Source organism: Brachybacterium sp. FME24, assembly GCF_014897705.1.
GTDB lineage: Bacteria > Actinomycetota > Actinomycetes > Actinomycetales > Dermabacteraceae > Brachybacterium.
Window position 1 is genome coordinate 197,975 of the sequence record NZ_JABUXV010000010.1, and the last position, 21,351, is coordinate 219,325.

Annotated in this window: 22 protein-coding genes; 12 read left to right on the forward strand and 10 right to left on the reverse strand. The window is 68.3% G+C overall.

The window, feature by feature from the left end; translation table 11 throughout:
- The first annotated feature begins 158 nt into the window (after positions 1-158).
- Positions 159-2,378, forward strand: a complete 2,220-nt coding sequence (locus INT51_RS13305; RefSeq protein WP_193105797.1) for a catalase — start codon at positions 159-161, stop codon at positions 2,376-2,378.
- A 179-nt stretch (positions 2,379-2,557) separates the two neighbouring features.
- A complete protein-coding gene (locus INT51_RS13310) occupies positions 2,558-2,752 on the forward strand; it encodes a hypothetical protein (protein WP_193105798.1) in 195 nt (64 codons plus the stop codon).
- A gap of 22 nt (positions 2,753-2,774) precedes the next feature.
- Here the strand turns inward: INT51_RS13310 and INT51_RS13315 are convergent, their stop codons facing one another.
- The 7 genes from INT51_RS13315 to INT51_RS22715 form a co-directional block, all read right to left on the reverse strand.
- The gene (locus INT51_RS13315; RefSeq protein ID WP_193105799.1) at positions 2,775-4,211 is read right to left on the reverse strand and encodes a sulfatase-like hydrolase/transferase; all 1,437 of its coding nucleotides are present in this window, start codon (positions 4,209-4,211) and stop codon (positions 2,775-2,777) included.
- Positions 4,212-4,310: 99 nt separating this feature from the next.
- Positions 4,311-5,132, reverse strand: coding sequence for a carbohydrate ABC transporter permease (locus INT51_RS13320; protein WP_193105800.1), 822 nt, complete (start codon positions 5,130-5,132; stop codon positions 4,311-4,313).
- A 5-nt stretch (positions 5,133-5,137) separates the two neighbouring features.
- Positions 5,138-6,085: a carbohydrate ABC transporter permease gene (locus INT51_RS13325; RefSeq protein ID WP_193105801.1), complete on the reverse strand. Its 948-nt coding sequence runs from the start codon at positions 6,083-6,085 to the stop codon at positions 5,138-5,140.
- A gap of 82 nt (positions 6,086-6,167) precedes the next feature.
- Positions 6,168-7,439, reverse strand: coding sequence for an extracellular solute-binding protein (locus tag INT51_RS13330; RefSeq protein ID WP_193105802.1), 1,272 nt, complete (start codon positions 7,437-7,439; stop codon positions 6,168-6,170).
- A 65-nt stretch (positions 7,440-7,504) separates the two neighbouring features.
- Positions 7,505-8,404 (reverse strand): dihydrodipicolinate synthase family protein, encoded by a 900-nt coding sequence (locus INT51_RS13335; RefSeq protein ID WP_193105803.1) that lies wholly within the window; start codon positions 8,402-8,404, stop codon positions 7,505-7,507.
- A 3-nt stretch (positions 8,405-8,407) separates the two neighbouring features.
- The gene (locus INT51_RS13340; protein WP_193105804.1) at positions 8,408-9,112 is read right to left on the reverse strand and encodes a FadR/GntR family transcriptional regulator; all 705 of its coding nucleotides are present in this window, start codon (positions 9,110-9,112) and stop codon (positions 8,408-8,410) included.
- Between the two features lie 170 nt (positions 9,113-9,282).
- Positions 9,283-9,987 (reverse strand): GNAT family N-acetyltransferase, encoded by a 705-nt coding sequence (locus INT51_RS22715; RefSeq protein ID WP_193105805.1) that lies wholly within the window; start codon positions 9,985-9,987, stop codon positions 9,283-9,285.
- 207 nt (positions 9,988-10,194) lie between these two features.
- Here INT51_RS22715 and INT51_RS13350 point away from each other — a divergent pair, with 207 nt between their 5' ends.
- The 7 genes from INT51_RS13350 to INT51_RS13380 all read left to right on the forward strand — a co-directional run bounded on the left by INT51_RS13350 (position 10,195) and on the right by INT51_RS13380 (position 16,256).
- Positions 10,195-10,653: a PTS sugar transporter subunit IIA gene (locus INT51_RS13350; RefSeq protein ID WP_193105806.1), complete on the forward strand. Its 459-nt coding sequence runs from the start codon at positions 10,195-10,197 to the stop codon at positions 10,651-10,653.
- 79 nt (positions 10,654-10,732) lie between these two features.
- Positions 10,733-11,035 carry a PTS sugar transporter subunit IIB gene (locus INT51_RS13355; protein ID WP_193105807.1) on the forward strand — a complete coding sequence of 101 codons (303 nt, stop codon included), beginning with the start codon at positions 10,733-10,735 and terminating at the stop codon, positions 11,033-11,035.
- 1 nt (position 11,036) lies between these two features.
- On the forward strand, positions 11,037-12,326 hold the full coding sequence (locus INT51_RS13360) for a PTS sugar transporter subunit IIC (protein ID WP_193105808.1): 1,290 nt from the start codon (positions 11,037-11,039) through the stop codon (positions 12,324-12,326).
- Between the two features lie 14 nt (positions 12,327-12,340).
- Positions 12,341-12,781: a hypothetical protein gene (locus tag INT51_RS13365; RefSeq protein ID WP_193105809.1), complete on the forward strand. Its 441-nt coding sequence runs from the start codon at positions 12,341-12,343 to the stop codon at positions 12,779-12,781.
- 15 nt (positions 12,782-12,796) lie between these two features.
- Complete coding sequence (locus INT51_RS13370; RefSeq protein WP_193105810.1) at positions 12,797-13,642, forward strand: class II fructose-bisphosphate aldolase; 846 nt, start codon at positions 12,797-12,799, stop codon at positions 13,640-13,642.
- An 8-nt stretch (positions 13,643-13,650) separates the two neighbouring features.
- Positions 13,651-14,286, forward strand: a complete 636-nt coding sequence (locus INT51_RS13375) for an AAA family ATPase (RefSeq protein ID WP_193105811.1) — start codon at positions 13,651-13,653, stop codon at positions 14,284-14,286.
- The gene (locus tag INT51_RS13380; protein ID WP_193105812.1) at positions 14,283-16,256 is read left to right on the forward strand and encodes a transcription antiterminator; all 1,974 of its coding nucleotides are present in this window, start codon (positions 14,283-14,285) and stop codon (positions 16,254-16,256) included. The genes INT51_RS13375 and INT51_RS13380 overlap by 4 nt, the downstream gene beginning before the upstream one ends.
- 99 nt (positions 16,257-16,355) lie before the next feature.
- Here the strand turns inward: INT51_RS13380 and INT51_RS13385 are convergent, their stop codons facing one another.
- Positions 16,356-16,712 carry an iron chaperone gene (locus INT51_RS13385; RefSeq protein ID WP_193105813.1) on the reverse strand — a complete coding sequence of 119 codons (357 nt, stop codon included), beginning with the start codon at positions 16,710-16,712 and terminating at the stop codon, positions 16,356-16,358.
- Positions 16,713-17,054: 342 nt separating this feature from the next.
- Between INT51_RS13385 and INT51_RS13390 the strand changes: the two genes are divergently transcribed.
- From INT51_RS13390 to INT51_RS13400, 3 genes are all read left to right on the forward strand, one after another.
- Positions 17,055-17,729: a hypothetical protein gene (locus tag INT51_RS13390; RefSeq protein ID WP_193105814.1), complete on the forward strand. Its 675-nt coding sequence runs from the start codon at positions 17,055-17,057 to the stop codon at positions 17,727-17,729.
- A gap of 174 nt (positions 17,730-17,903) precedes the next feature.
- On the forward strand, positions 17,904-19,289 hold the full coding sequence (locus INT51_RS13395) for a hypothetical protein (protein ID WP_193105815.1): 1,386 nt from the start codon (positions 17,904-17,906) through the stop codon (positions 19,287-19,289).
- A 300-nt stretch (positions 19,290-19,589) separates the two neighbouring features.
- Positions 19,590-20,621 (forward strand): bifunctional UDP-sugar hydrolase/5'-nucleotidase, encoded by a 1,032-nt coding sequence (locus INT51_RS13400; protein WP_193105816.1) that lies wholly within the window; start codon positions 19,590-19,592, stop codon positions 20,619-20,621.
- A gap of 12 nt (positions 20,622-20,633) precedes the next feature.
- Here INT51_RS13400 and INT51_RS13405 read toward each other — a convergent pair whose 3' ends face one another.
- Together INT51_RS13405 and INT51_RS13410 are read right to left on the reverse strand one after the other, a co-directional pair.
- Positions 20,634-20,990, reverse strand: coding sequence for a VOC family protein (locus tag INT51_RS13405; RefSeq protein ID WP_193105817.1), 357 nt, complete (start codon positions 20,988-20,990; stop codon positions 20,634-20,636).
- Between the two features lie 103 nt (positions 20,991-21,093).
- The coding region (locus INT51_RS13410; RefSeq protein WP_370540808.1) for a hypothetical protein at positions 21,094-21,351 on the reverse strand (258 nt) is incomplete at its 5' end.

A 21,351-nucleotide genomic window follows, 5' to 3' on the forward strand; every position in this document is an offset into this window, starting at 1 on the left:
GACGTTCCCGGCTCCTGTGCCGGACACGGGGCCGGACCGCTCGGTCCACCCTCGTCCATCGCGGTCCGAGGGTCGCGGCTACCTCTCGAGGGGTGCACCGACGTACGGTGACGACAGTCACAGTCGATCCACTCGACCCCTCGAGGAGGGACCACGTCATGGCATCCACGAACAACGCTCCGACCCCACCCCCTGGCCGCCCCGGCAGCCAGGCACCATCCCTCGCGGAGCCGACGGAACCGACCGGTCCGCTGCCCCCGACGAGCGACCAGAAGGGCGCGGAACCCCGCACCCCCACCGGAGCGGACGCCGGCACGGACCCGCACGCGACCGCGCAGCAAGGAGCATTCCTGACCACCTCGCAGGGTGCTCGACTGCGGGACACGGACCACTCCCTGAAAGCGGGTCGGCGCGGACCGGTGCTGCTGCAGGACCATCACCTGCGCGAGAAGATCACCCACTTCGACCACGAGCGCATCCCCGAGCGCGTGGTCCATGCGCGCGGTGCTGCGGCGCACGGAGTCTTCGAGGGCTACGGCACCGCCGAATCGGTCACCCGTGCCGGCTTCCTCGCGAAGGGGAAGGTCACGGACGTGTTCACCCGCTTCTCGACGGTCGTCGGTTCCCGCGGATCGATGGACACCGCTCGGGACACCCGCGGTTTCGCCACCAAGTTCTACACCGACGAGGGAACGTTCGATCTGGTCGGGAACAACATTCCGGTGTTCTTCATCCAGGACGCCATCAAGTTCCCCGACGTGGTCCACGCGGTGAAGCCGCATCCTGACCGGGAGATCCCGCAGGCGCAGAGCGCTCATGACACCTTCTGGGACTTCGTGTCCCTCCATACGGAGGCGCAGCACCACACGCTGTGGAACATGAGCGACCGCGGCATCCCCCGCTCCTACCGCATGATGGAGGGCTTCGGGGTCCATACGTTCCGCCTGACGAACGCCGACGGCGAGACCTCGCTCGTGAAGTTCCACTGGAAGCCGGCCCTGGGAGTGCATTCGCTGACCTGGGAGGAGGCGCAGCTGCTGGGCGGGGCGGACCCCGACTTCCATCGTCGCGACCTGGCGGACGCCATCGAGGCCGGTGCGCACCCGTCGTGGGAGCTGGGCATCCAGGTGTTCCCGGACAACGAGGAGCAGGTGTTCCAGGGCATAGACCTCCTGGACCCCACCAAGGTCGTGCCCGAGGAGCTGGCGGAAGTCCAGCCCATCGGCAAGCTCACCCTGAACCGCAACCCCCGCAACTACTTCGCCGAGACCGAGCAGGTGGCCTTCCACCCCGGCAACCTGGTGCCCGGCATCGACGTCACCGACGACCCGCTGCTGCAGGGACGACTCTTCTCCTATATCGACACCCAGTTGACCAGGCTCGGCGGCCCGAATTTCAGCCAGCTGCCGATCAATCGCCCCCATGCCCCGGTCAACGACATGTTCCGCGACGGGTACGGCCAGCAGGCGGATCATGCGGGGGTCGCGCCGTACCAGCCGAACTCCCTCGACGGCGGATGCCCCTTCATGGCCGGTCAGATGGACGGCGCCTTCACGGATCTGCCGGTGACCGTGCCGGAATCGGTGAAGGAACGGGAGCTGTCGGTGACCTTCGAGGATCACTACAGCCAGGCGCGCCTGTTCTGGCGCAGCATGACCCCGGTGGAGCGGGACCATATCGTCAACGCGTATTCGTTCGAGCTCGGCAAGTGCTACGAACAAGCCATCAAGGAGCGCCAGCTGCACTGTCTGGCAGAGATCGACACGGAGCTCTGCGCGAAGGTTGCCGACGCCTTGGGGCTGCCTGCGCCGGCACCGACCGACGCGGCTGGCGCGGCGCCGGGGACCGACGTGCCGGTGAGCCCTGCGCTCTCGCAGCTGGGCGGGCAGTGGCCCACCGACGGCCGCGTGATCGGCATCGTGGTCGATCCCGAGGGCGACAACTCCGACCTGGCGGGACTGCACGAAGCCGTCGTGTCGGCCTCGATGGTCCCGCTGGTGATCGCGCCACGGGGCGGGATCGTTGCCGGAGTGCCGGTCTCGCGCACCTTCGGCACCGCCCGCTCGGTGGAGTTCGATGCCGTCCTGCTCGCCGGCGCCCCGGCGTCGGGCCCCGACGCGACGCCTTCCGTGGATCCGAAGTCCGGCGCCCCCGGGAGCGGCGTCGTGGATCCGCGCGTCGACCTGCTGATCGACGAATGCTGGCGGCACTCGAAGGCGATCGGCGCGTGGGGCGCCGGCCGCGACGCGGCCGGGACCCGGCTAGCCTCCGACGGCCCCGGGCTGGTGACGGGAGAGTCCGGCCTCGCGGTCTTCGAGGCGATCCACGATCTGCTGAGCACCCACCGCGTGTGGGAGAGGTTCCCCGCCGGAGCCTGAGGAGGCGACGAAGGAGGCGCCGACCGGAACGCGGAGCTGCGGGGACTCGCGCAGGGGCAGCACCGTCGATGCACCGAGGGCCGACGGCCGGACGACGACCCACGGCTCAACACCTGGAGGCTGCCGGCCGCAGACGGACGCTGGAGTCACGCCATTATTCCGTCGATGAAGGAGCACCCATGGAGCACGACAAGCTGGTCGAGGTCATCCGGACCGTCATCGAATACCGTCAGGATTCTGCAGTATCCCACCGGCCAGAGGACTACGACCTCGACGCGATCGCCGAGGAAGCGCACGAGCAGACTGCGGCCGCCGGTGTGGACGAGCTCGACCCCGAGAAGTACTGGGCGATCGTGGAGAAGCACGCCAAGTAGAGCTGCTGCCCGGACTGAACTCCTACCCCAGCGGCCCGACGGGCAGATAGCGATACGTGCCGTCCTGCGCGCCGGTCACCGTGAAGTCGCCGGTCTCCTCCGCGATCTGCCACAAGCGGGCCGCCAACGCGCGCAGCGTCTCGGCATGGTCGGGGTCGCTGGCCAGATTGACTCGTTCGCCGGGATCCGCTTCCAGGTCGTACAGCTCATCGAAGTCGAAGGCGTTGAAGACGTACTTGTGCCGCCCCTCCCACACGATCCGCTGGGTGTAGGAGAACCGCTGTCCGTGGAACTCGGCGAACGCGGTCTGCCGGGGCGGACCACCCTCTCCCGTGAGCCGCGGCAGCAGATCGACGGCGTGGCCGTCGAGGCCGTGGCCGGTCAGCTGCGCGATCGTCTCGGCGATGTCGTGGGACTGGGTCAGATCGTCGATGACCTGTCCGGGCGGGATCATCGCCGGCCACGAGACGATCATCGGCACGCGGTAGACCTCCTCGAAGCCGGGCACGCCTTTGAGCAGCAGCCGGTGCGCGCCCATGAGGTCGCCGTGATCGCTCGTGTAGATGACGATCGTGTCCTCCAACTGTCCGGCCGCCTCGATGCGCTCCAGGAGTCGACCCACCTGGTCGTCGACCATGGAACAGAGCGCGTAGTAGCACGCCGTCGCCGTGCGGAACTCGTCCGGTGACAGATCGGCCCAGACCGTCTGCTGACGACGGTAGATCGCCGGCCGGTCGGCGAGATCGTCGTCGAAGCTGTCCGGCAGAGGCAGTGAGGCCGGGTCATACCGATCGACGTACGCCGACGGTGCCACGTACGGCTCGTGCGGCGCTTTCGTACTGACCATGACTGCCCAGGGTTCGTCCTCCTCCACCACGGAATCGAGGAAGGACAGCGCCCGGGTGACGGTGAAATGCTCGAGGGTGCTCTCGACCGGCTCCTCGGTCACGCCGTAGAGCAGCAGATCTCGGTAGCCCGGCTGAGCGACCGTGCGCGTCGGCTCCGAAAGGACCGGCTTCTCGGCGAGGCCCAGGCTGCGCCGGTACGCGTAGTAGTCGTCCTCCGGCTCGAAGTAGGCGCCGTCCTGGGTGAATCCGAAGCGCTCCATCTCGCCGCTGCGCTCGACATGCCATTTGCCGAAGTATCCGACCGTGTATCCGGCGTCTGCCAGTCGGTTGCTCCACATCGGGAGCCCGTCCACGAGATCCGCGCGGAAGGTCGGTACGGCGTGATAGACGTCGACCATCCCATGCTGGTGGGGCAGCAATCCGGTCATGAAGCTGGCCCGGGCCGGTGAGCAGATGGGGCTGGGGGTATAGCACCGTGTCAATCGGGCGCCGCGTTCGGCCAGCTCCGAAAGGTGCGGGGTCTGGCATGGCCCGGCCGGGTCCACGGTCCCTGCTTGCTGCTGATCGCTCATGACGACCAGCACGTTCGGTCGGCGTTGGGGAGTGGTCATCGATCACCTTTCGTGCACACAGCGTCAGTGCTGGAGCTTCGGGGCTGGAGTCTCGTGGGGTGGATGCGGTGGCACCTCGGGGCACGACCGCTGGGCCGTTCAGTCCTTCAGACCTCCCTCGGTGAGCCCGGCGACGACGTGCTTCTGGAGCAGCATGAACACCACGATGATCGGGATCGCGATGACGGTGGAGACGGCCATCAGGTTGGTCCACTGGGTGCCGAAGCTGGCGATGAACCTGTTGAGGACCACGGTGATCGGCTGTTTGTCGTCGCTGGTGGCGAGGGTGAGGCCGAAGACGAACTCGCCCCAGGTCATCACGAAGGTGAGCGTGGCGACCATGACCAGTCCCGGCCGCACCAGCGGCAGTCCCACGCGACGGAAGGCCCCGAAGGTGGTGCAGCCGTCGAGCCTCGCGGCTTCGAGCAGGTCCCCGGGGATCGCGCCCATGTACGGGCGCAGCAGCACGACGGCGAACGGGAGCGTCACCGAGACGTTCGCGATGATCAGGCCGGTGTACGTGTCCACCAGTCCGTACTGGCTGAAGATCGCGAACATCGGCAGGGCGAGGCTGATCGTCGGCAGCATCTGCGCTGCCAGCAGCAGGAACAGCACGACGCCGGTGACGCGGAAGCGGAACTTCGCGAGCCCGTACGCCGCCGGCGCTCCCAGCGCGAGCGTCAGGAGCAGCGTGGGCAGGGTGATGATGGTGCTCGACCTCAGCCCCTGCCAGATGGCGGGGTCCGATATCACCGTGTCCAGATACGCCTGCAGGGTCACCGGCGAGGGAACGATGTCCGGTGGCGCGTCGAAGACGTCCGCGGGCGGCTTCAGCGAGGTCGCCACCATCCAGTAGACCGGGATGAGGTAGACGATGACCAGCACGACGGCGGCCACGGTCAGCGCGACGGACTTCTTCATGGCGCTCAGCCCTCCTTCCGGGTGGAGCGGAAGTAGACGACGGCCAGGAGCATCGGGACCACCAGGAGCAGGGTGTTCACGGTCGCTCCCGCACCCAGGTCGAAGTTCACGAAGGCTTCGTTGTACGCGAGGATCGGCAGCACGGTGGTGGCATCTCCTGGGCCGCCGCGGGTCAGGATGAAGATCGTGTCGAAGGTCTTGAAGGTGTAGATGAACCCGAGCAGCGCCACGACGGACAGCACAGGGCGCAGCAGGGGAACCGTGATGCGCCAGAAGGTGTTCCACCGGTTCGCGCCGTCGAGTTCCGCCGCCTCGTAGGTTGCTCGCGGGATGTTCTGGAGGCCGGCGATGATCAGCAGCATGGCAAAGGGCACCATCGTCCAGGCCGTCGCCAGGGTGACCGCGGGCAGCGCGAGGGTGGGGCTGCCGAGCCAGAACACGGGTTCGGGGATGATCCCCAGGGTGGTGAGGATGTAGTTGACCAGGCCGCTGGTGCCATCGAGCATCCAGCGCCAGACGTTCGCCGCCACCACCGAGGGCAGGATGTACGGCAGGAACAGCATCGAGCGCAGCAGCTTATTCCCCGGGAAATGCTTGGTGAACAGGAGCGCGAACGCCGTCCCGATCGTGAGCATGAGGGCGATCGTCGAGATCGTATATATCAGGGACGTGACGAGGCTGGTCCAGATCGCCGGGTCGGCGAGCGCCCGCGCGTACTGGCTCACGCCGACCCATTGCACGGTTCCGCCCAGGAACTTCTGGATGGGGGCGTCATAGAAGCCGAGATTCACGTTGTACAGCAGCGGATAGACCGTCGTGGCCACGACGAAGAGGACCGCGGGAAGAATGAAGAGATACTTCCCGAAGCTCTGGGCACGTTTCGCTCCCCGCCCGCCCCGGGACGGTCGCGGTGCCGTGGCTCCTGCTGCGGGCGCACTGTGTGTCGTGGTCATCATCGGGCTCCTTCGACGTGATGACGGGTTGTCCTCCCGGGGGCGTACCTCGTGCGCCGGTCGATGGCGCCGGGTTCCTGCGTCACTCCTGCAGTGCCTCGTCGGTCGCCGACTGCAGCGTGGCCAGGGCGTCGTCGATGCTCGCGGAGCCGCTGAGCACGGACTGCAGCGCCAGCTGGACGGCGGTGAAGATCTCGGCCGAGGCCGGCGAGACGCTCTCCCCGGGTGCCCAAGCGATCTCGAGCTGGTCCACGAACACCTTCTTGACCGGGTCCTGCCACAGCTCGTCCTCGGCGGTGTCCGTGCGCACGGGAAGCTTGTTCCGCTCGGGCAGGTACTCGTTCATCACCTCGGGCTGCTGCATCCAGGTGATCAGATCCCAGGCAGCATCAGGATCACTCGCGGTGTTGGTGATCGTGAGGTTCTCGGCGGAGAGCCACGACACCGAGGTCTCGTCGGCCGGCATCGGGAGGACCTCCAGCTCGAGGTCCGGAGCTTCGTCGGCCAGCGAGGTCAGGTAGGACGCGGAGTTGATCATCATCGCGGCGGTCTCCGTCCGGAACTGCGCGTAGACGTCGTCCTCCATCCAGGTCAGGACGCCCTCGGACACGCCTCCGTCCTCGAGCATCCGCTGGAAGGACTCCATGGCGGTGGTCCCGGCGGCGCCCTCGAAATCGGTGACGTCGCCGCCGGCCGCCAGGAACCGCAGCAACCATGCAGTGGCGCCCTCGACACCGTTCCGGCCGCAGTACGCCAGGCCGTAGCTGCCGTCTCCCGCAGCGGCGATCGCTGCGGCTTCCGTCTCGTCCCAGGTCGTAGGGGGCTGGACTCCGGCCTTCTCGAGCGCGGCCGTGTTCGTCCACAGTGCATAGGTGTCCGCCACGTGCGGAATGGCGAAAGTCGCTCCGTCGACCTGGGTGGTGTCCCAGGGGCCGGCGAAGTACGAGTCCTGCTCGCCCCACTCGGCGACTCGATCGCTGAGGTCCACGAGGATGTCCGAGCCCGCGAACAGCGCCGTGTCGAAGGCGTTGACGAGGGCGATGTCGGGAAGGCCGCCACCGGTGGCGGCCTGGAGGAGGGTCCGGTTGAAGTCCCCGAACGGGACCAGCCGGATGTCGACCTCGACGCCCGTCTCCTCGGTGTAACGCTTCACCAGCGCCTCGATGGGCGCGGTCGCGGCCCCTCCGTAGTAGTGCCAGAACGTGATGGGACCGGATCCGCCGCCGTCGCTCGCACCGGAATCGTCGGTCTCGGGGGTTCCGCCCGGGGTGCAGGCCGCGAGGGCGGCTGCCGTGAGACCCACTCCCCCCATCAGTGCGGTACGCCGGGTAAGGGGTGTGTAGCGCTGCAACATGACGACTCCTTCGTAGCCAAGGTGACGGGGTGGTGGTGCGGTCAGAGGTTCACGCGGTCAATGGTTCAGGCGGTCAGGTCGAGGGCATCGATGTCCTCGAGGAGACGGCGCCGGGTGGCGTCGTCGAGATCGAGCAGGGGCCGACGGCTCGGGCCCATGTCCAGCCCTCGGGAGGTGAGGATGGCTCGTAGTGCGGGCATCACGCCGTAGGTCGCGAGTACTCGCACGAGGTCCTCGACCTGGCGCTGCACGGCCATGGCTGCGTCGTGGTCGCCGTCGCGGTAGTGCCGCAGCAGGTCCAGATAGAGCGTGGGGAACGCGTTGAACGTGCTGCCGATGGCTCCGCAGGCGCCGACGGACAATCCGGCGTAGAGCACCTCGTCGTGGCCGTTCCACACGCGAAATTTGCCGTCGCGCAGCCGCGTGAAGGCGGACATCTCGAACACGTCCCCGGAGGTGTTCTTCAGTCCGTGGAGGTTCGGCTGCTCGACGAGCTCCGCCAGGAGCTCCTGCGAGAGCCGGACCCCGGCGCGGGCGGGGAAGTTGTAGGCGATCAGCGGCGCGGGAGCGTCACGGATCAGGTCCAGGAAGTAGCCCCGGACCTCGGCCTCGGTCAAGGGGATCGACGGCGGGATCGAGGAGATGGCGTCCGCGCCCGCTCCCACGGAGCGGTCGGCCAGCTGCAGAGTCAGCTCGATGGAGTTGGTCCCGACATGGGCGATGACCGGGACTTCCCCGTCGACCGCGTCGACGACGGCGCGGGTGCACAGCACGCGGCTGTCCTCGTCCAGCGCGACGCCGTCGCCGGTGGATCCGCACACGTACAGCCCGTCGATACCTGCCTCCACCAGCTGGCTGGTGTGCTGCTGGAGGACATCGACGGCGACGGTCCCGTCGGGACGGTAGGGGGTCAGCAGGGCGGCGACGATCCCGTCGGCTCGGTCCAGGATGTTCGGGGATGTCATGGCTCAGCTCTCCTGGTGGTCTACGGAGCGGCGCTCGACCAGGGAGTCGGTGCGCTGTCGGATATCGATGAAGTGGTCGTCGAGGGCGCCGATCGGGTCGTGGTTCTCCGGGTTCCGCAGCGCGGCGACGATGGCGGCGTGGCGATCGGCGAGGTCGTCGTACCGCAGGGCCGGGAGCTGGTCCCGCATCTTGTCCATCAGCTGCCAGAACGCCTCGAGCGTCCCGTCGATCACGCGGTTGTGGAGATCGACGTACAGGCAGCGGTGGAACTCGCGGTCCTGTTCGGGGAAGGCGAGTCCCTTCGACTCGAGCGCGTGCATCTCCGCGACGATCTCGTCGAGCCTCGCGAGGCGTTCCTCGCTGATCCGCTCGGCGACCTCGCGGATCAGTCCGCGTTCCAGGGCGGCGCGGGCCACGAGCAGTTCGTCGAGGTCAGCGCCGGATTCGATCAGCTGATACGGGAGCCGCGAGATCACCGGCTCCAAGGAGAAGGAACGCAGGAACAGCCCGCGTCCCTGGTGCGCCTCGAGCACCCCCTGTGACTGCAGCGCGCGCGTCGCCTCCCGCAGCGTGGCCCGGCTGGCACCGAGCCGTTCTGCGAGGTCGCCTTCGGAGGGGAGGGCGTCATGGGGCTTCAGCCCGAGGTGCTGGATGAGCTCCAGCAGCTCGTGCTGCAGGGTCTCGAATCGGCGAGTGACGTGTGCCATGGAGGGAAGTTATCAGATATCTGACAACCTACGGAAGGGTAGTTTCCGCGGAAGCGGGACTGGCGCGTTGAAAGCTGTGTAACCTGCAGTGATCGCTGTCGAGCCTCCGGAAATGCCCGGGAGCGCCGCGACGAGCCTCATTGCCCTCGACTGCATTGGTCCCCTCCTGACTACGCCGTCAGGTCCACCGCGATCTGCTCACCGAGCGGGACGAAACCCAGACGCCTTCCGGCCGATTCCGAGGCGGCGTTCTCCACGGCGCTGCGCCACTGCGGGACCAATCCGGCACTGAGGGCATGCTCGACCGCGGCGGATGCAACGCCGGCGCCGAGTCCCTGCCGGCGGGCTCCGGACGCCACGGCGAGCCCGACGTGCGCAATGCCTCCGTCCCAGATCTCGTAACCGGCCGCCGCCACCGGCTCCCCCGCTGACTGGCCCGCGACCCATAGGGCGTCCATCTCCCGGAGGCCGCTCTCGTCGCACTCGTCGACGGAGCACTCGGAGAGCACCGCCTCGACGTCTGCAGGGGCCGCTTCGCGAGGCGTTGCCGTCCTGTGCGGAGAGAACGTCTGACTGTCGAGAAACGACAGTCGCGCCTTTCCGACGAGCTGCGGCCCTTCAGGCTCGAGGACGGCCACGAGGGACACCGGGTCGAGGAGCTGCTGCGCGTCGAGCCCACGGAGTACGGCGAGCGCCCGCTCCGGCGCGGCAACCACGGTTGCGTCTCCGAGACGGACGACCACCGCCGCCGGGACGGTCTTCCAGTCCACGAAAACCGGCCCGACACCGTCGAAGACGTGGGGCGAGACGCCCAGTCGGCCTGCCCACACGCAGCGGATGACGAATAAGGCGTCGGCGGAAAGAAGCTGGGTCACGTGGCCAGCGTAGCCAGAGCGGCCGTGCTCAGTAGCACATGCGGGCCATGTCGCCGACGCCGACGCCGCGCCTCGTCACATCCCGGTTCGCGGTACCTCGCTGTCCTTCCGCCATCTCTCCCTCTCGCGGAAGAAGGTCTGTTGGCGACCCGGGATGCCTGCCTCGCAGACTGATCGGGACGTTCACCCCGACAGAGAGGTTCCGCGATGTCGGCATCCCTTGCTCAGCTGATCACCGAGGACCATGTCGTCCTCGATGCCTCGGCTGGAACCTGGCAGGAATCCATCCGCCAGGCCGCACTCCCCCTGCTCCGTTCGCACGCCGTGGCGGAGGAATACGTGGGCCGAATGATCGACGTGGTCGACACCTTCGGCCCATACATCGTGCTCGCCCCCGCGGTGGCGCTCGCCCACGCCCAGCCGGACGGCACCGTGTCCCGCACTGCGATGAGCGCGGCGACCCTGCCCCAGGGTGTCGTCTTCGGCAACGCCGCGCACGATCCCGTGCGGCTCGTCTTCTGCCTCGCCGCGCAGGACAGCACCTCGCATCTCGAGGCGCTGAAGGCACTCGTGCAGATCATCCGCACCCCAGAATCCGTGGAGCGGCTGATCGCCGCCGCCTCACCCCAGGAGTTCCTGTCGGGCCTGGTCCCAGCGGACGCCTGACCCTCTCCCACCCCCTGATCGCAGGGGCGCTATCCCGTTTCGCCCGCACGCCGCGGGCACCTTGCAAAGGAGCAACACCATGGCCCAGAGCCCCACCATCTACTTCATCTGCGGCGCCGGTCTCGGCAGCAGCCTGGCCTGCCAGATGGAGGCGGAGGAAGTGCTGGCCTCGCACAAGATCCGCGCGAAGCTCGAGCACGAGTCCGTCTCCTCGGTCGCCGGGTTGAGGACTGATCTGATCGTCTCGGCGGAGAGCTTCCGCCCGCAGATCGAGAAGTACGAGATCGACCCCTCGATCACGATCGTCTACCTGCACAACATCGTCGACAAGAACGAGATCGCGGAGAAGCTCATCCCGGCCCTCGCAGGACGCGAGGTCTGACATGGCAGTGCTCGAGTGGATCATCTCCAACATCTTCACGCAGGCGGGAATCGTCATCGCGCTCATCGCGATGCTCGGCCTGCTGCTGCAGCGCAAAGATGCCGGATCCGTCGTCTCCGGCACCTTCAAGACGCTGCTGGGCTTCATGGTCCTGGCAGCGGGTTCCGCGGTGCTGGTCGCGACCCTGACCTACTTCGGGACCCAGTTCGAAGCGGCCTTCAACCTCACCGGCATCGTCCCGTCCATCGAAGCGGTCAACGGCTACGCGACGAACGATCTGGGCCTGGGCGGACCGATCGCGATCACGTTCCTCGGCATCTTCATCGCCAACGTCCTGCTGGCCCGCTTCACCCCCTGGAAGTACGTCTTCCTCACCGGGCAGGCACTGCTGTGGATGGCGACCATGACCGTCGTGTTCGGCTCGGCCGTGGGCCTCAGCGGGATCTGGCTGATCCTGCTGTGCAGCGTCGTCGGCGGCATCTTCTGCGTCGCGATGCCCGCGCTGGCCCAGCCGATCGTCCGGAAGATCACCGGCAACGACGCGATCGCGCTGGGACACTTCTGCACGATCGGCTACCTGGTCGAGGCCGGCGTCGCGTACCTGGTGCGCGACCACCGCCCGGACCGCAAGACCACCGAGGATCTCAAGCTCCCCCGGGCCTTCGAGTTCCTCCAGGACACCTACATGTCCCTCGCCGTGGTCATGATCCCGCTGTACCTGATCACCGCGCTGTTCGCCGGCCCCGCATCCTCGGCTGAGGCTGCCGGAGAGACGAACTACCTGGTGTACGCGTTCCTGCAGTCCATGCAATTCGTGGTCGGCGTGTACGTGCTGATGGCCGGTGTGCGGCTGCTGCTCGGGGAGATCGTGCCCGCGTTCCGCGGCATCTCCATGAAGCTCGTCCCGAACTCCAAGCCCGCCCTGGATGCGCCCGTGCTGTTCCCGTACGCCCCCAACGCGGTCATCATCGGTTTCCTGACCACGACGTTGGGCTCCGTCATCGCGATGTTCGTGCTCCCTCTGGCCGGTTTCGCGGTGATCGTGCCCGGCATGCTCACGAACTTCTTCGCAGGCGGCACCGCGGGGATCTTCGGCAACGCCGTCGGCGGGCGCCGCGGCGCGGTCATCGGCGGCGTGGTGCACGGCATCTTCATCACCCTGATGCCCGCACTCCTGGTGGGCACGTTCCAGAGCCTCGGATTCCCGAGCCTCTCCGCGACCGACGTCGACACCATCGTGGCAGCGCTGCTGTTCGCGTGGATCGTCGGCCCCCTCATGAAGGCCTTCTGAGACTAGGAGAAGACATGGGTTTCTTCGACCGCCTGCTGGGCAGGCCCGCATCCTCCACCACGACCACCTCGCGCACGACCAGAACCAGGACCAAGTCCACGCCAGAGACAGACGCCCCCGAGCTCGACGACGCCGAGCGCGAGAGCGCCACCGCCCGCATCGCGGAGATCCAGCAGTCCCTCGCCGCGGGCGAGGGCGAGAGCTGGGAGCTCCACCAAGAAGCAGGGATCCTCCACGAGCGCCTCGGCGAGCTGGATTCCGCGATCACCGCCCACGAGACGGCACTGGCCGAGCACACGCGCTACGGCGAGTCCTACAACCGCCTCATGACCCTCTACAACACCAAGCTCTCGCAGTCCTCGGCCGCCGGGGACGGCGACGCCATCAACCGATGGATGTCGAAGATCGACGAGCTGCTGGCCACCTCCAAGCGCATCATGCGCGAGAACTACTGATCACCGGGAGTCACCATGTACGTCACCCTCACCGAAGTCCTCACCGAAGCCGAGAAGATCGGCTCGACCGTCGGCGCCTTCAACGCGCACAACCTCGAGATGGTCCCCGCGATGATCTCCGCGGCCCGGGACGCCGGCAGCCCGATCATCATCCAGACCTCCGTCGGCACCGCCCGGTACATCGGCATGGAGAACCTGGTTGCGCTGTGCAAGGGCATCGGCGAGCGCGAGCCGGTCGACGTGGTCCTGCACCTGGACCACGCGACGAAGCTGGCCGACATCCGTGACGCGATCGATGCCGGTTACAGCTCGGTCATGTTCGACGGCTCTTCGCTCCCCTACTCCGAGAACGTCCTGAAGACCCGCCGCGTGGTGGAGTTCGCCCACGGTCGAGGGGTCTCGGTCGAGGGCGAGATCGGCACCATCGGCGGCACCGAGGAAGGCATCTCCGTGAAGGAGGGCGCGCTCACCAAGCCCGAGGAGGCCCGCGCCTTCTCCGAGGCCGCCGGGGTGGACGCCCTGGCGGTGTCCATCGGCACCCACCACGGCTCCTACCTCGGCAAGACCGAGATCGACCTGGATCTCGTCGCCCGGATCCACGACGCGGTCGACGTCCCTCTGGTGGTCCACGGGGGCACCGGCGTCGATGAGGCCGACTACGCACGGCTGCGCGAGAGCGGCGTGCGGAAGTTCAACATCGGCACCGAGCTGATCGTGGGATGGACCCGCAGCGCCAAGGAGTCCTTCGGCGCCACCGAGCTCAACGCCTCCCTGCGCAACAACATCGTCCCGGCGAACACGGCGGTCGCGGAGATCGTGGCCCACAAGATCGGGCGGATGCTGCCGGCCGTCATCGGCTGAGCGACACGATGAGCGTCCCGACGAGCACTGATCAGTTCCTCCTGCTGGTCGCCGGCTATCCGGGCACCGGCAAGAGCCGCCTGTGCGCCCTGGCGCAGGACCGGCTGGGCCCTTTCACGCCGCTGTCGATCGACGCGGTGAAGGAGGAGCTGTACGACCTCCATGGCTTCGCCGACCCTGCCGCCAGGGCGCATCTGGACCGCGCCGCGCTCGAGATCTTCCTCGCCCAGGTGCGCACCACGATGGCCGGCGGCCGCAGCATCATCGCCGAGTACCCGTTCAGCGACAAGCAGCGCGCGCAGCTCGAAGCGGCGTGCCGGGACCACCGCTACCGGCCGGTGACGGTGCGACTGGTGGCCGGCTTCGAGGTCCTCTACGCGCGCCAGCGCCGCCGGGACCTGGCCCCGGACCGTCACGTGGGACACCTCGTCGATGCCTACCGCCCCGGCGATACGCTCGACGACCGTCGAGAGGCACCTCAGCTGCTGCCCCGCGAGGTCTTCCTCGACCGCTACCTGCACCGTGGCTACGGGTCCTTCGCCCTCGGGCCGGTGGTCGAGATCGATACGACAGATTTCGATCAGATCGACGACGACACCGTGATCTCCCTGATCTCGGGCCTGCTCGATGAGGAGAGGACATGACCGCTGCGATGACCGAGCGACGCCGCGACCCGTGGGAGACGACGCGCCAGCGCATGCTGGGCGCGCTCGTCGAGGCCGGGTCCGAGCGCGTGGGCGCCGAAGAGCTCTCGCGGCGCCTCGGTGTCTCGACCCGCAGCGTGCGCACCTACGTCTCCCGGCTGAACACGGAGCACGGGCGCGAGGTGGTGTCCTCCTCCCGGGACGGGTACGCGATCGACCATGCCGCGCTCGCGGCGGCCGGCGACCACCGTCCGCCGACGTCCCGGCGGGTGCTCAGCCCCGGCGAGCGGCTCGCCTCGCTGCTGCGCTCCCTCGTCCGGGCCGACGGCGGGGCCGACGTGTACGAACTGGCCGAGGAGCTGCGGGTCAGCGATTCGACGCTCGAGGCCGACCTCACGAAGTGCCGCGCCCTGCTGGTGATCCACCAGCTCACGCTGCAGCGCCGGGGGCCGTCGGTGCAGATCTGCGGCACCGAGTCCGCCAAGCGTCGCCTGGTGCGCCAGATCATGACGGATGCGGCGCGCTCCCACACCCAGTTCGTCTCGGTGCGCGAGCTCGCCATCGAATCCGCCGAGCCCTCGCTGCTGACGTTCCGCGAGGGCCTCACCCGCATCCTGTCAGAACTGGGGCTGCTTGCCACCGAGAACAGCCAGCACGCGATCCTCGCGCACGTCGCCGTCATGGTGGGCCGGCTGCGGCAGGGCCATGAGCTCGAGGCCCCCGACGCCGCCGCCGAGGAGGACGCCCTGCGCCGCGAGGCGGCACTGCGCATCGCAGCACTGGTCGAATCGACGTTCGAGCTGCGCCTGCCCGCCGGCGAGGTGGACTACCTGGTGGGCCTGCTCGACGAGAACACCACCCCCGAGGACCTGTCCCTCCTGGTCACCGAGCGAGTCACCGCGGACGAGGACGTCGACTATGTGGCTCTGGTGCGGCAGATCGTGGGCCAGGTGGGCGAGAACTACCTCATCGATCTCGACCACGACCGCTTCATCGGGTTCCTCAGCGTGCACTCGCGCAACCTCGTGCGTCGCGCCCAGCGCGGTCAGGCCGCCCACATCCCGATCGGCCAATCCATCAAGGACACCCATCCGCTGATCTACGAGATCGGGATCTTCATCGCCCGCCGGCTCGAGCTGGCGCTCGGCATCGAGATCCGGGCCGACGAGATCGGGCTGATCTCCTTCCACGTCGGCGCGCACTTCGAGAGCGTCTACGCGCGCGAGCAGCGGGTCCGGATCGCCCTGATCTCCCCCACCTACCTGGATCTGCAGGACTCGGCCCGCTCGATGCTGCAGTCCGCGATCGCCGGCGTCGGCGAGATCGAACTGGTCGCCGTGGACGAGGCCGAGCTGACCACCGATCTGCCCGGCCCCGACCTGATCGTCTCCACGGTCCCCCTCATGGGACTCCCCCAGACGCTGGACCGCCCTGTGGTGCAACTGAGCGCACTGCCCGGCGCGGAGGATCTCGAGCGGGTGCGCGGCGTCGTGCTCGACATCGCCCAGACCAAACGCCGCGCCCGGGTGGGCTCCACCCTCGTGAACCTCATCGAGCCGCAGTTCTTCCTCGACCTCACCACCACCTCCCGCGACGACGTCCTCGCCCAGATGTCCGAAGCGCTGACGAGCGCCGGTGTGGTCGACGCCGACTTCCACCGCGGCGTGCTCGAACGGGAGGCGATGGCCTCGACCTCGCTGGGCAGCGGGGTCGCGATCCCCCACTCGATGATCATGGGCGCCCATGCCTCCTCGATCGCCGTGCATGTCCCGCTCGAGCCCATCGACTGGGGCGGCGACCCGGTGTCCCTCGTCGCGATGATGGCCTTCAGCAAGGACAGCCGCGAGGAGTTCGGAGAGCTGTTCGAGTCCGTGATCCGGGTGCTCTCCAAACCGCGCAACGTCGAGCTGCTCGCCGCGCACGGCGGCAGCTACGAGGACTTCATCTCGACGCTGCTCGACATCATCTGAGGATCCAGACGCTCGGCCTCGTAGTGCTCTTCGGACACAGCATGGAAGGCGGAACGGCCGTCAGGGCGCTCGCACGAATCCCGTGCACGACGCTAGACGTCAGGCCCCGGAGTCCTGTCGTGACGCGTGCGCCAGCTGCTCGACGAGGTCGTCCGGAATCGGCTTCCGCGGGGTGAAGGTGATGCCGGTCTTGGTCGCCTTGAGGCCCGCGGCTGCAATATCGTCGGCGTACTCGGAGAGGGCGCCTGAGCTGAGATACAGCCCGCATTGCCTGGTGAACGCCGCGTAGCCTGCGACGACCGTGCCACCGATCATGAACCCTGGCATGTTGTAGGCGATGACCTCGTCCGCTTCCGGCAGAGCGCGACCAAGAAGTGTGCGCAATCGGTGCAGTGAAGGCTGGAAGGGCTCGGGCGCCGCGGCGATGTAGGCGTCATGGTCGGCGATCGTCGTCATGGAGGCGGCCCTCTTCCGATTTCTCGTTGCTGCCGAGATCGTGGCCAACTCTAGCGGGACGAGGCCCAGACGATATCGGCACGTTCGTGGGCTCGGGCGGCTGAGGCCGAATCACAGAGCACGTCGCCTCTGGCCGCTCCATACCTTCCCTGGCCCATGTCGTCGTGGTTGCGCGCTCGAGGGCAACGTTGCAGTCCCCTGTTCCGCGAGCCGCACGCCCCTCCCCGATCGTTGACATGTGAACCATAGAGGAGTCATGATTCACACGTAGAGCACACCTCTGCCAGAGGACCCACCACGGGGTGCCCCGCACGATCGCGCACGATCCCCAGGAGGGACCGCATGAGCAGGGAACCCCTTGACGCCCGCGGCCACGCCGAGCAGCTCACCCGCGGCATCGACCCCAATGCCCTCGGCCACGACGCCGTCGGCGCCGACATCGCCCGTGCCACCGACTCCCCCGCGCCGCGACAACTCGACGCAGGATGCATCCGCTCCTCCTACGAGGCGATCGCCGAAGCCGGCGAGCACGTCGACGACGCGGACGACGCGGTGCTGGTCTCCCTGCGCTCCGGCGCCCGCGCCGCCGCCGACGCGGCCCGGGTGGCCGACGAGATCGGTGCCGGCCCGGGCGATGCCCTCCGCGCCGCCGCCCGCGCCTGGACCCCGCATGCCGTCGAGGGCGAGAGCGGCGCCTGGCGGGCCGGGCTGCGCGCGTTCAGCGAGGTGTGCAGCACCGCGGAGGAGGCCGATGACCGGCTCGTGGTGCGCGCCATCGCAGCGGCCGCCGACGCGCTCGAGGCCGACGAGACGGGCACCGGTCGCGCCGCGAGGATGTTCTCCCAGGAGCTCGCGCGGCGCACCGCCACCGGTGCACGGCTGGCGGCGGCCTGGGATGAGGCGGCGGGGACGATCAGGACCCAGGCGCCCGATCCGGTGTTCCATGTAGTGGTCGACGCCGTGGCCGGGGTGCTCAGGCAGCGCGGCGCACGAGATGGACGCACCGCCGCCCTGTGAGCGGCGCGGTCTCTCGGCAGAGCGCTTGACGTCGTTCCCGAAGCAGGGGCTGCGGGCGGCGTTCAGCGCACCCCGGTGACCTGTTCACGGATCAGCCACCCTGGATCCATCTCGGGGTGATGTGGTGATTCGATGCCCTATGACCCCGCACCGATGAAGAGCGAGACTTCCGTGATGTCGACACGCAGGACGATGCTGACCGCGATCGCCATGGGGGTCGGCTCGCCGCTGGCGCTCGGAGCCACCGGATCGGTGGGGCGCGCGAACGCGGCGGGAGTGCCGACGGAGGGTCGCGCGGCGGACGCCCCTGCCCAGAACAACGGCCTCCCCCTCACCCTCTCCGGCGGCTCCTGGCCCTCCCCGCACGTGCAGGGCATTGCCGTGGACCGTGAGCGCGGGCTCGCGTTCTTCTCGTTCACCGATCGCCTGGTGAAGACGGACCTCGCCGGCACGGTGCTCGGCTCGGTGACGGGCCTGCCCGCGCACCTCGGCGACATCACCCTCAACCCGAAGAACGGGAAGGTGTACGGCTCGATCTTCTGGGGCGACGAGAACCCGTACTACGCGCCGTACATCGCGATCTTCGACCCGGAGCAGATCCACGAGATCGACGAGAGCCCGGAGAGGAATCCCGCGATCTCGCTCGTCCACCTCAAGCAGCTCCTCGCCGACCGCTTCGTCGACCTCGACGGGGACGGGGAGCCCGACGGCCTCTACGCCACCGCCGGAGTGGACGGCGTCGGCTTCGGGCCGCGCTTCGGCAGCACCTCCGGGGACTGGCTGCTAACCGTCACGCACTCGCAGTGGCCGGACGCGGACCGCGATGACAACAACCACCAGATCCTCGTGCAGTACGACGCCGAGGACTTCGACACCTACGCCGAGCCGTACGACACCTCGAAGCCCGACCCCACCAGCGGGCCGACCGAGATCGACGGCCAGTACTTCGTCTACACCGGCACCACCCGCTGGGGCATCCAGAACCTCGCCTACGATCCGACCCTCGAGCGCTGGCTCATGGGCGTCTACGCCGGCGACAAGCCCGACTCCCTGAACTACACGATGTTCGCGGTCGAGGCCGCCTCGCAGCCGGTGAAGCAGGAGCTGCGCGGCGTCGGCGTCGAGGGCGAGACCCTCCCGCTGGCCGAGGACGGCCTGCGCGACGAGACCACCGGCATCCGTGGCTGGTTCCAGAAGGCCGACGTCGGCCTGCAGGCCATGGGTGACGGGCTGTACTACCTCAGCACGAACTCGGTGGTGGACGGCCAGCAGACCGCGACGCTGACGCTGACCACCTGGACCGGCGATCCCCACGCACCGTTCGCTCCCGCCGAGGCGACCGAGCCCTTCGAGATCGCGCCGCGCCCGACGTTCGCCTCCCAGGATGCTCATGGCCGGATCAAGCCGGGCGCGCTGCTCGTGGCGGAGACGGGACTCTGGCGCCCGACGCCGCGGCTGAGCGTCCAGTGGCGCGCCGACGGCACCGCCATCGACGGCGCCACCTCCGAGCAGTCCGTCTCACCGGCCGATGGAAGGGTTCGGAGGTCACCGTCGAGGTGACGGCAGAGCTCGAGGGCTATGACCGCACAACCGTGAGGTCCACGCCCGTCCGCGCCCGCTGAACAGACAGCGTGCAGACGCGCGGTTCCGACGTGACGGGTCGAGAGCAGGCCTTGGCGTTGCGAGTCATGACGTCGTGGTCACCGCGCTGGGAAGGAGGCGCCACCACGTTCGTTCATGACGCATTTCGTTCATGACGCATTCACCGCGCCGATCTCTCCGGTCGCCTCGCGCGCCATGCGGATCCGCTGAGATGGGTCGCTCAGATCCAGTCCCCTCCCCCACCCCACGGAGATCCCCATGGCAGCCCTGTCCCGTCGACAACTTCTCACCACGGCGCTCACCGTGGGCGTGATCGCGCCCGCGGCCCCCGCCCTCGCCGCGCCGGAGACCTCCCCCGGTGCGAAGCACACCGACGGTCGACGCTTCGCGCTGACGATCATGCAGACCAACGACCTCCACGGCCATCTGCGCGAGATCGTCACGGGCCAGGATGGCCAGCCGCACGAGAACAACGTCGCGAAGTACGCGACGCTGATCGATCAGGTGCGCGCGGAGGAGGAGAACGTGCTCGTGCTCGACGCCGGCGACCTGTTCCTGCGCGGCGAGTTCGAGACGTTCCAGGGCGCGCTGGAGACCGAGATCCTCAAGGAGATCGGCTTCGACGCGACCGTCATCGGCAACAACGACTTCCGCGTGTTCCCCGCCGGCACCGGCACCGCCGAGTCTTCATACGAGCAGATGAAGGACTACCAGCGCACGCTGAACTTCCCGATCCTGCTGGGCAACGTCGTGGTCGAGGAGACCGGGAAGTACCTCTCGTTCACGAAGCCCCACACCACGCAGAACTTCGCCGGCGTGAAGGTGGGGATCATCGGCGTGACCGCGATGAAGCCGGAGCTGCGCGAATGGGAGGACGTCGCCACGCTCGACTTCATCGATCCCGTCGAGGCGCTCGAGGGCGGCCTGATCGAGGAGGTCGGGGCGAAGGCCGATGTCACCGTGGTGCTCAGCCACGCCGGCAACCCCGACGACCACCGGATCGCGCAGGTCGCCGGCGTGGACGCCGTGCTCGGCGGGGACACCCACAAGATCATCCGTACGCCGGAGACCGAGCAGAACCCCGAGGGCCACACCGTGCCGATCACCGCCGGCGGCGGCGAGCAGGAGCACTACCTGGGCCGTCTCGACCTCACGTTCGAGGTGCAGGACGGGCAGTACGTGCTCCTCGAGCACGAGGGGTTCCTCTACGAGGACCTCACCGCCGTCGAGGAGGATCCGCGGATCGTCGCTCTCATCGAGGAGTACCGGGAGCAGCTCGCCGCGCAGTGAGGGCGGTGCGGCTCAGCCGCGCAGGCAGAAGGGGTGCCCGGCCGGGTCGCGCAGCACTCGCGATCGCTCGGGGCTGGGCTGATCGTCTTCCGCGGTGGCGCCGAGCCGGACGGCCTCCTGTTCGGCGCTGTCCAGATCGTCCACCGCGAGGTCGAGGTGGATCTGCTGGGAGCGCTCGACGGACGGCCAGGTCGGTGGCTGGTAGCCGTCGACACGAGCCATCCCGAGGAACACGCTGTCGGTCTTGACCGCGCAGAAATCGGGCGTCTCGACCGCCAGCTCGCCCCCGAGCATGTCGGCCCAGAAGCGGGCGAGGGGGCCGGGGTCGGAGGATTCGAGATTGATCGCGGCGATGTGGGCGATGGGCATGAGGACTCCATGAGGTCGAGGGTCTGGATCGAGGGTGCTGGGCTGGGCTGGGGCGTCGCCGCACATGTCGTCGGCGCGCCGAAGGTCGGCCGAGGACAGGCAGTCAGGCGACGGGGAGGTACGGGTCATCGAGCAGGCTGCGGTCACCGTCGACGCCGTGGGCCAGTGCGCTGGCCACGTCCTCGAAGGGGGCACCCGGCCGGATTGCACCGACCTCGTCCAGCTGACGGTGCTGCGCGTCGCTGAGTTCGACGTCGAGGGCATCGAGATACCCCTTCAGGTGGGCCGGGGTGCGGGGTCCCACGGTCGGGATCATCGAGGTCTGCGCGCGTGCCGCTCGGCCGCGCAACCAGGCCAGTGC

Excerpts from the sequence above, each read along its gene's own strand:
- INT51_RS13400 (WP_193105816.1), top strand. The coding sequence starts at position 19,590 with ATGGCAGCCCTGTCCCGTCGACAACTTCTCACCACGGCGCTCACCGTG.
- INT51_RS13355 (WP_193105807.1), top strand. The coding sequence starts at position 10,733 with ATGGCCCAGAGCCCCACCATCTACTTCATCTGCGGCGCCGGTCTCGGC.
- INT51_RS13360 (WP_193105808.1), top strand. The coding sequence starts at position 11,037 with ATGGCAGTGCTCGAGTGGATCATCTCCAACATCTTCACGCAGGCGGGA.
- INT51_RS13320 (WP_193105800.1), bottom strand. The coding sequence starts at position 5,132 with ATGAAGAAGTCCGTCGCGCTGACCGTGGCCGCCGTCGTGCTGGTCATC.
- INT51_RS13370 (WP_193105810.1), top strand. The coding sequence starts at position 12,797 with ATGTACGTCACCCTCACCGAAGTCCTCACCGAAGCCGAGAAGATCGGC.
- INT51_RS13395 (WP_193105815.1), top strand. The coding sequence starts at position 17,904 with ATGTCGACACGCAGGACGATGCTGACCGCGATCGCCATGGGGGTCGGC.
- INT51_RS13330 (WP_193105802.1), bottom strand. The coding sequence starts at position 7,439 with ATGTTGCAGCGCTACACACCCCTTACCCGGCGTACCGCACTGATGGGG.
- INT51_RS13375 (WP_193105811.1), top strand. The coding sequence starts at position 13,651 with ATGAGCGTCCCGACGAGCACTGATCAGTTCCTCCTGCTGGTCGCCGGC.
- INT51_RS13325 (WP_193105801.1), bottom strand. The coding sequence starts at position 6,085 with ATGACCACGACACACAGTGCGCCCGCAGCAGGAGCCACGGCACCGCGA.
- INT51_RS13335 (WP_193105803.1), bottom strand. The coding sequence starts at position 8,404 with ATGACATCCCCGAACATCCTGGACCGAGCCGACGGGATCGTCGCCGCC.
- INT51_RS13310 (WP_193105798.1), top strand. The coding sequence starts at position 2,558 with ATGGAGCACGACAAGCTGGTCGAGGTCATCCGGACCGTCATCGAATAC.
- INT51_RS13340 (WP_193105804.1), bottom strand. The coding sequence starts at position 9,112 with ATGGCACACGTCACTCGCCGATTCGAGACCCTGCAGCACGAGCTGCTG.
- INT51_RS13365 (WP_193105809.1), top strand. The coding sequence starts at position 12,341 with ATGGGTTTCTTCGACCGCCTGCTGGGCAGGCCCGCATCCTCCACCACG.
- INT51_RS13390 (WP_193105814.1), top strand. The coding sequence starts at position 17,055 with ATGAGCAGGGAACCCCTTGACGCCCGCGGCCACGCCGAGCAGCTCACC.
- INT51_RS13305 (WP_193105797.1), top strand. The coding sequence starts at position 159 with ATGGCATCCACGAACAACGCTCCGACCCCACCCCCTGGCCGCCCCGGC.
- INT51_RS13315 (WP_193105799.1), bottom strand. The coding sequence starts at position 4,211 with ATGACCACTCCCCAACGCCGACCGAACGTGCTGGTCGTCATGAGCGAT.
- INT51_RS13385 (WP_193105813.1), bottom strand. The coding sequence starts at position 16,712 with ATGACGACGATCGCCGACCATGACGCCTACATCGCCGCGGCGCCCGAG.
- INT51_RS13350 (WP_193105806.1), top strand. The coding sequence starts at position 10,195 with ATGTCGGCATCCCTTGCTCAGCTGATCACCGAGGACCATGTCGTCCTC.
- INT51_RS13380 (WP_193105812.1), top strand. The coding sequence starts at position 14,283 with ATGACCGCTGCGATGACCGAGCGACGCCGCGACCCGTGGGAGACGACG.
- INT51_RS13405 (WP_193105817.1), bottom strand. The coding sequence starts at position 20,990 with ATGCCCATCGCCCACATCGCCGCGATCAATCTCGAATCCTCCGACCCC.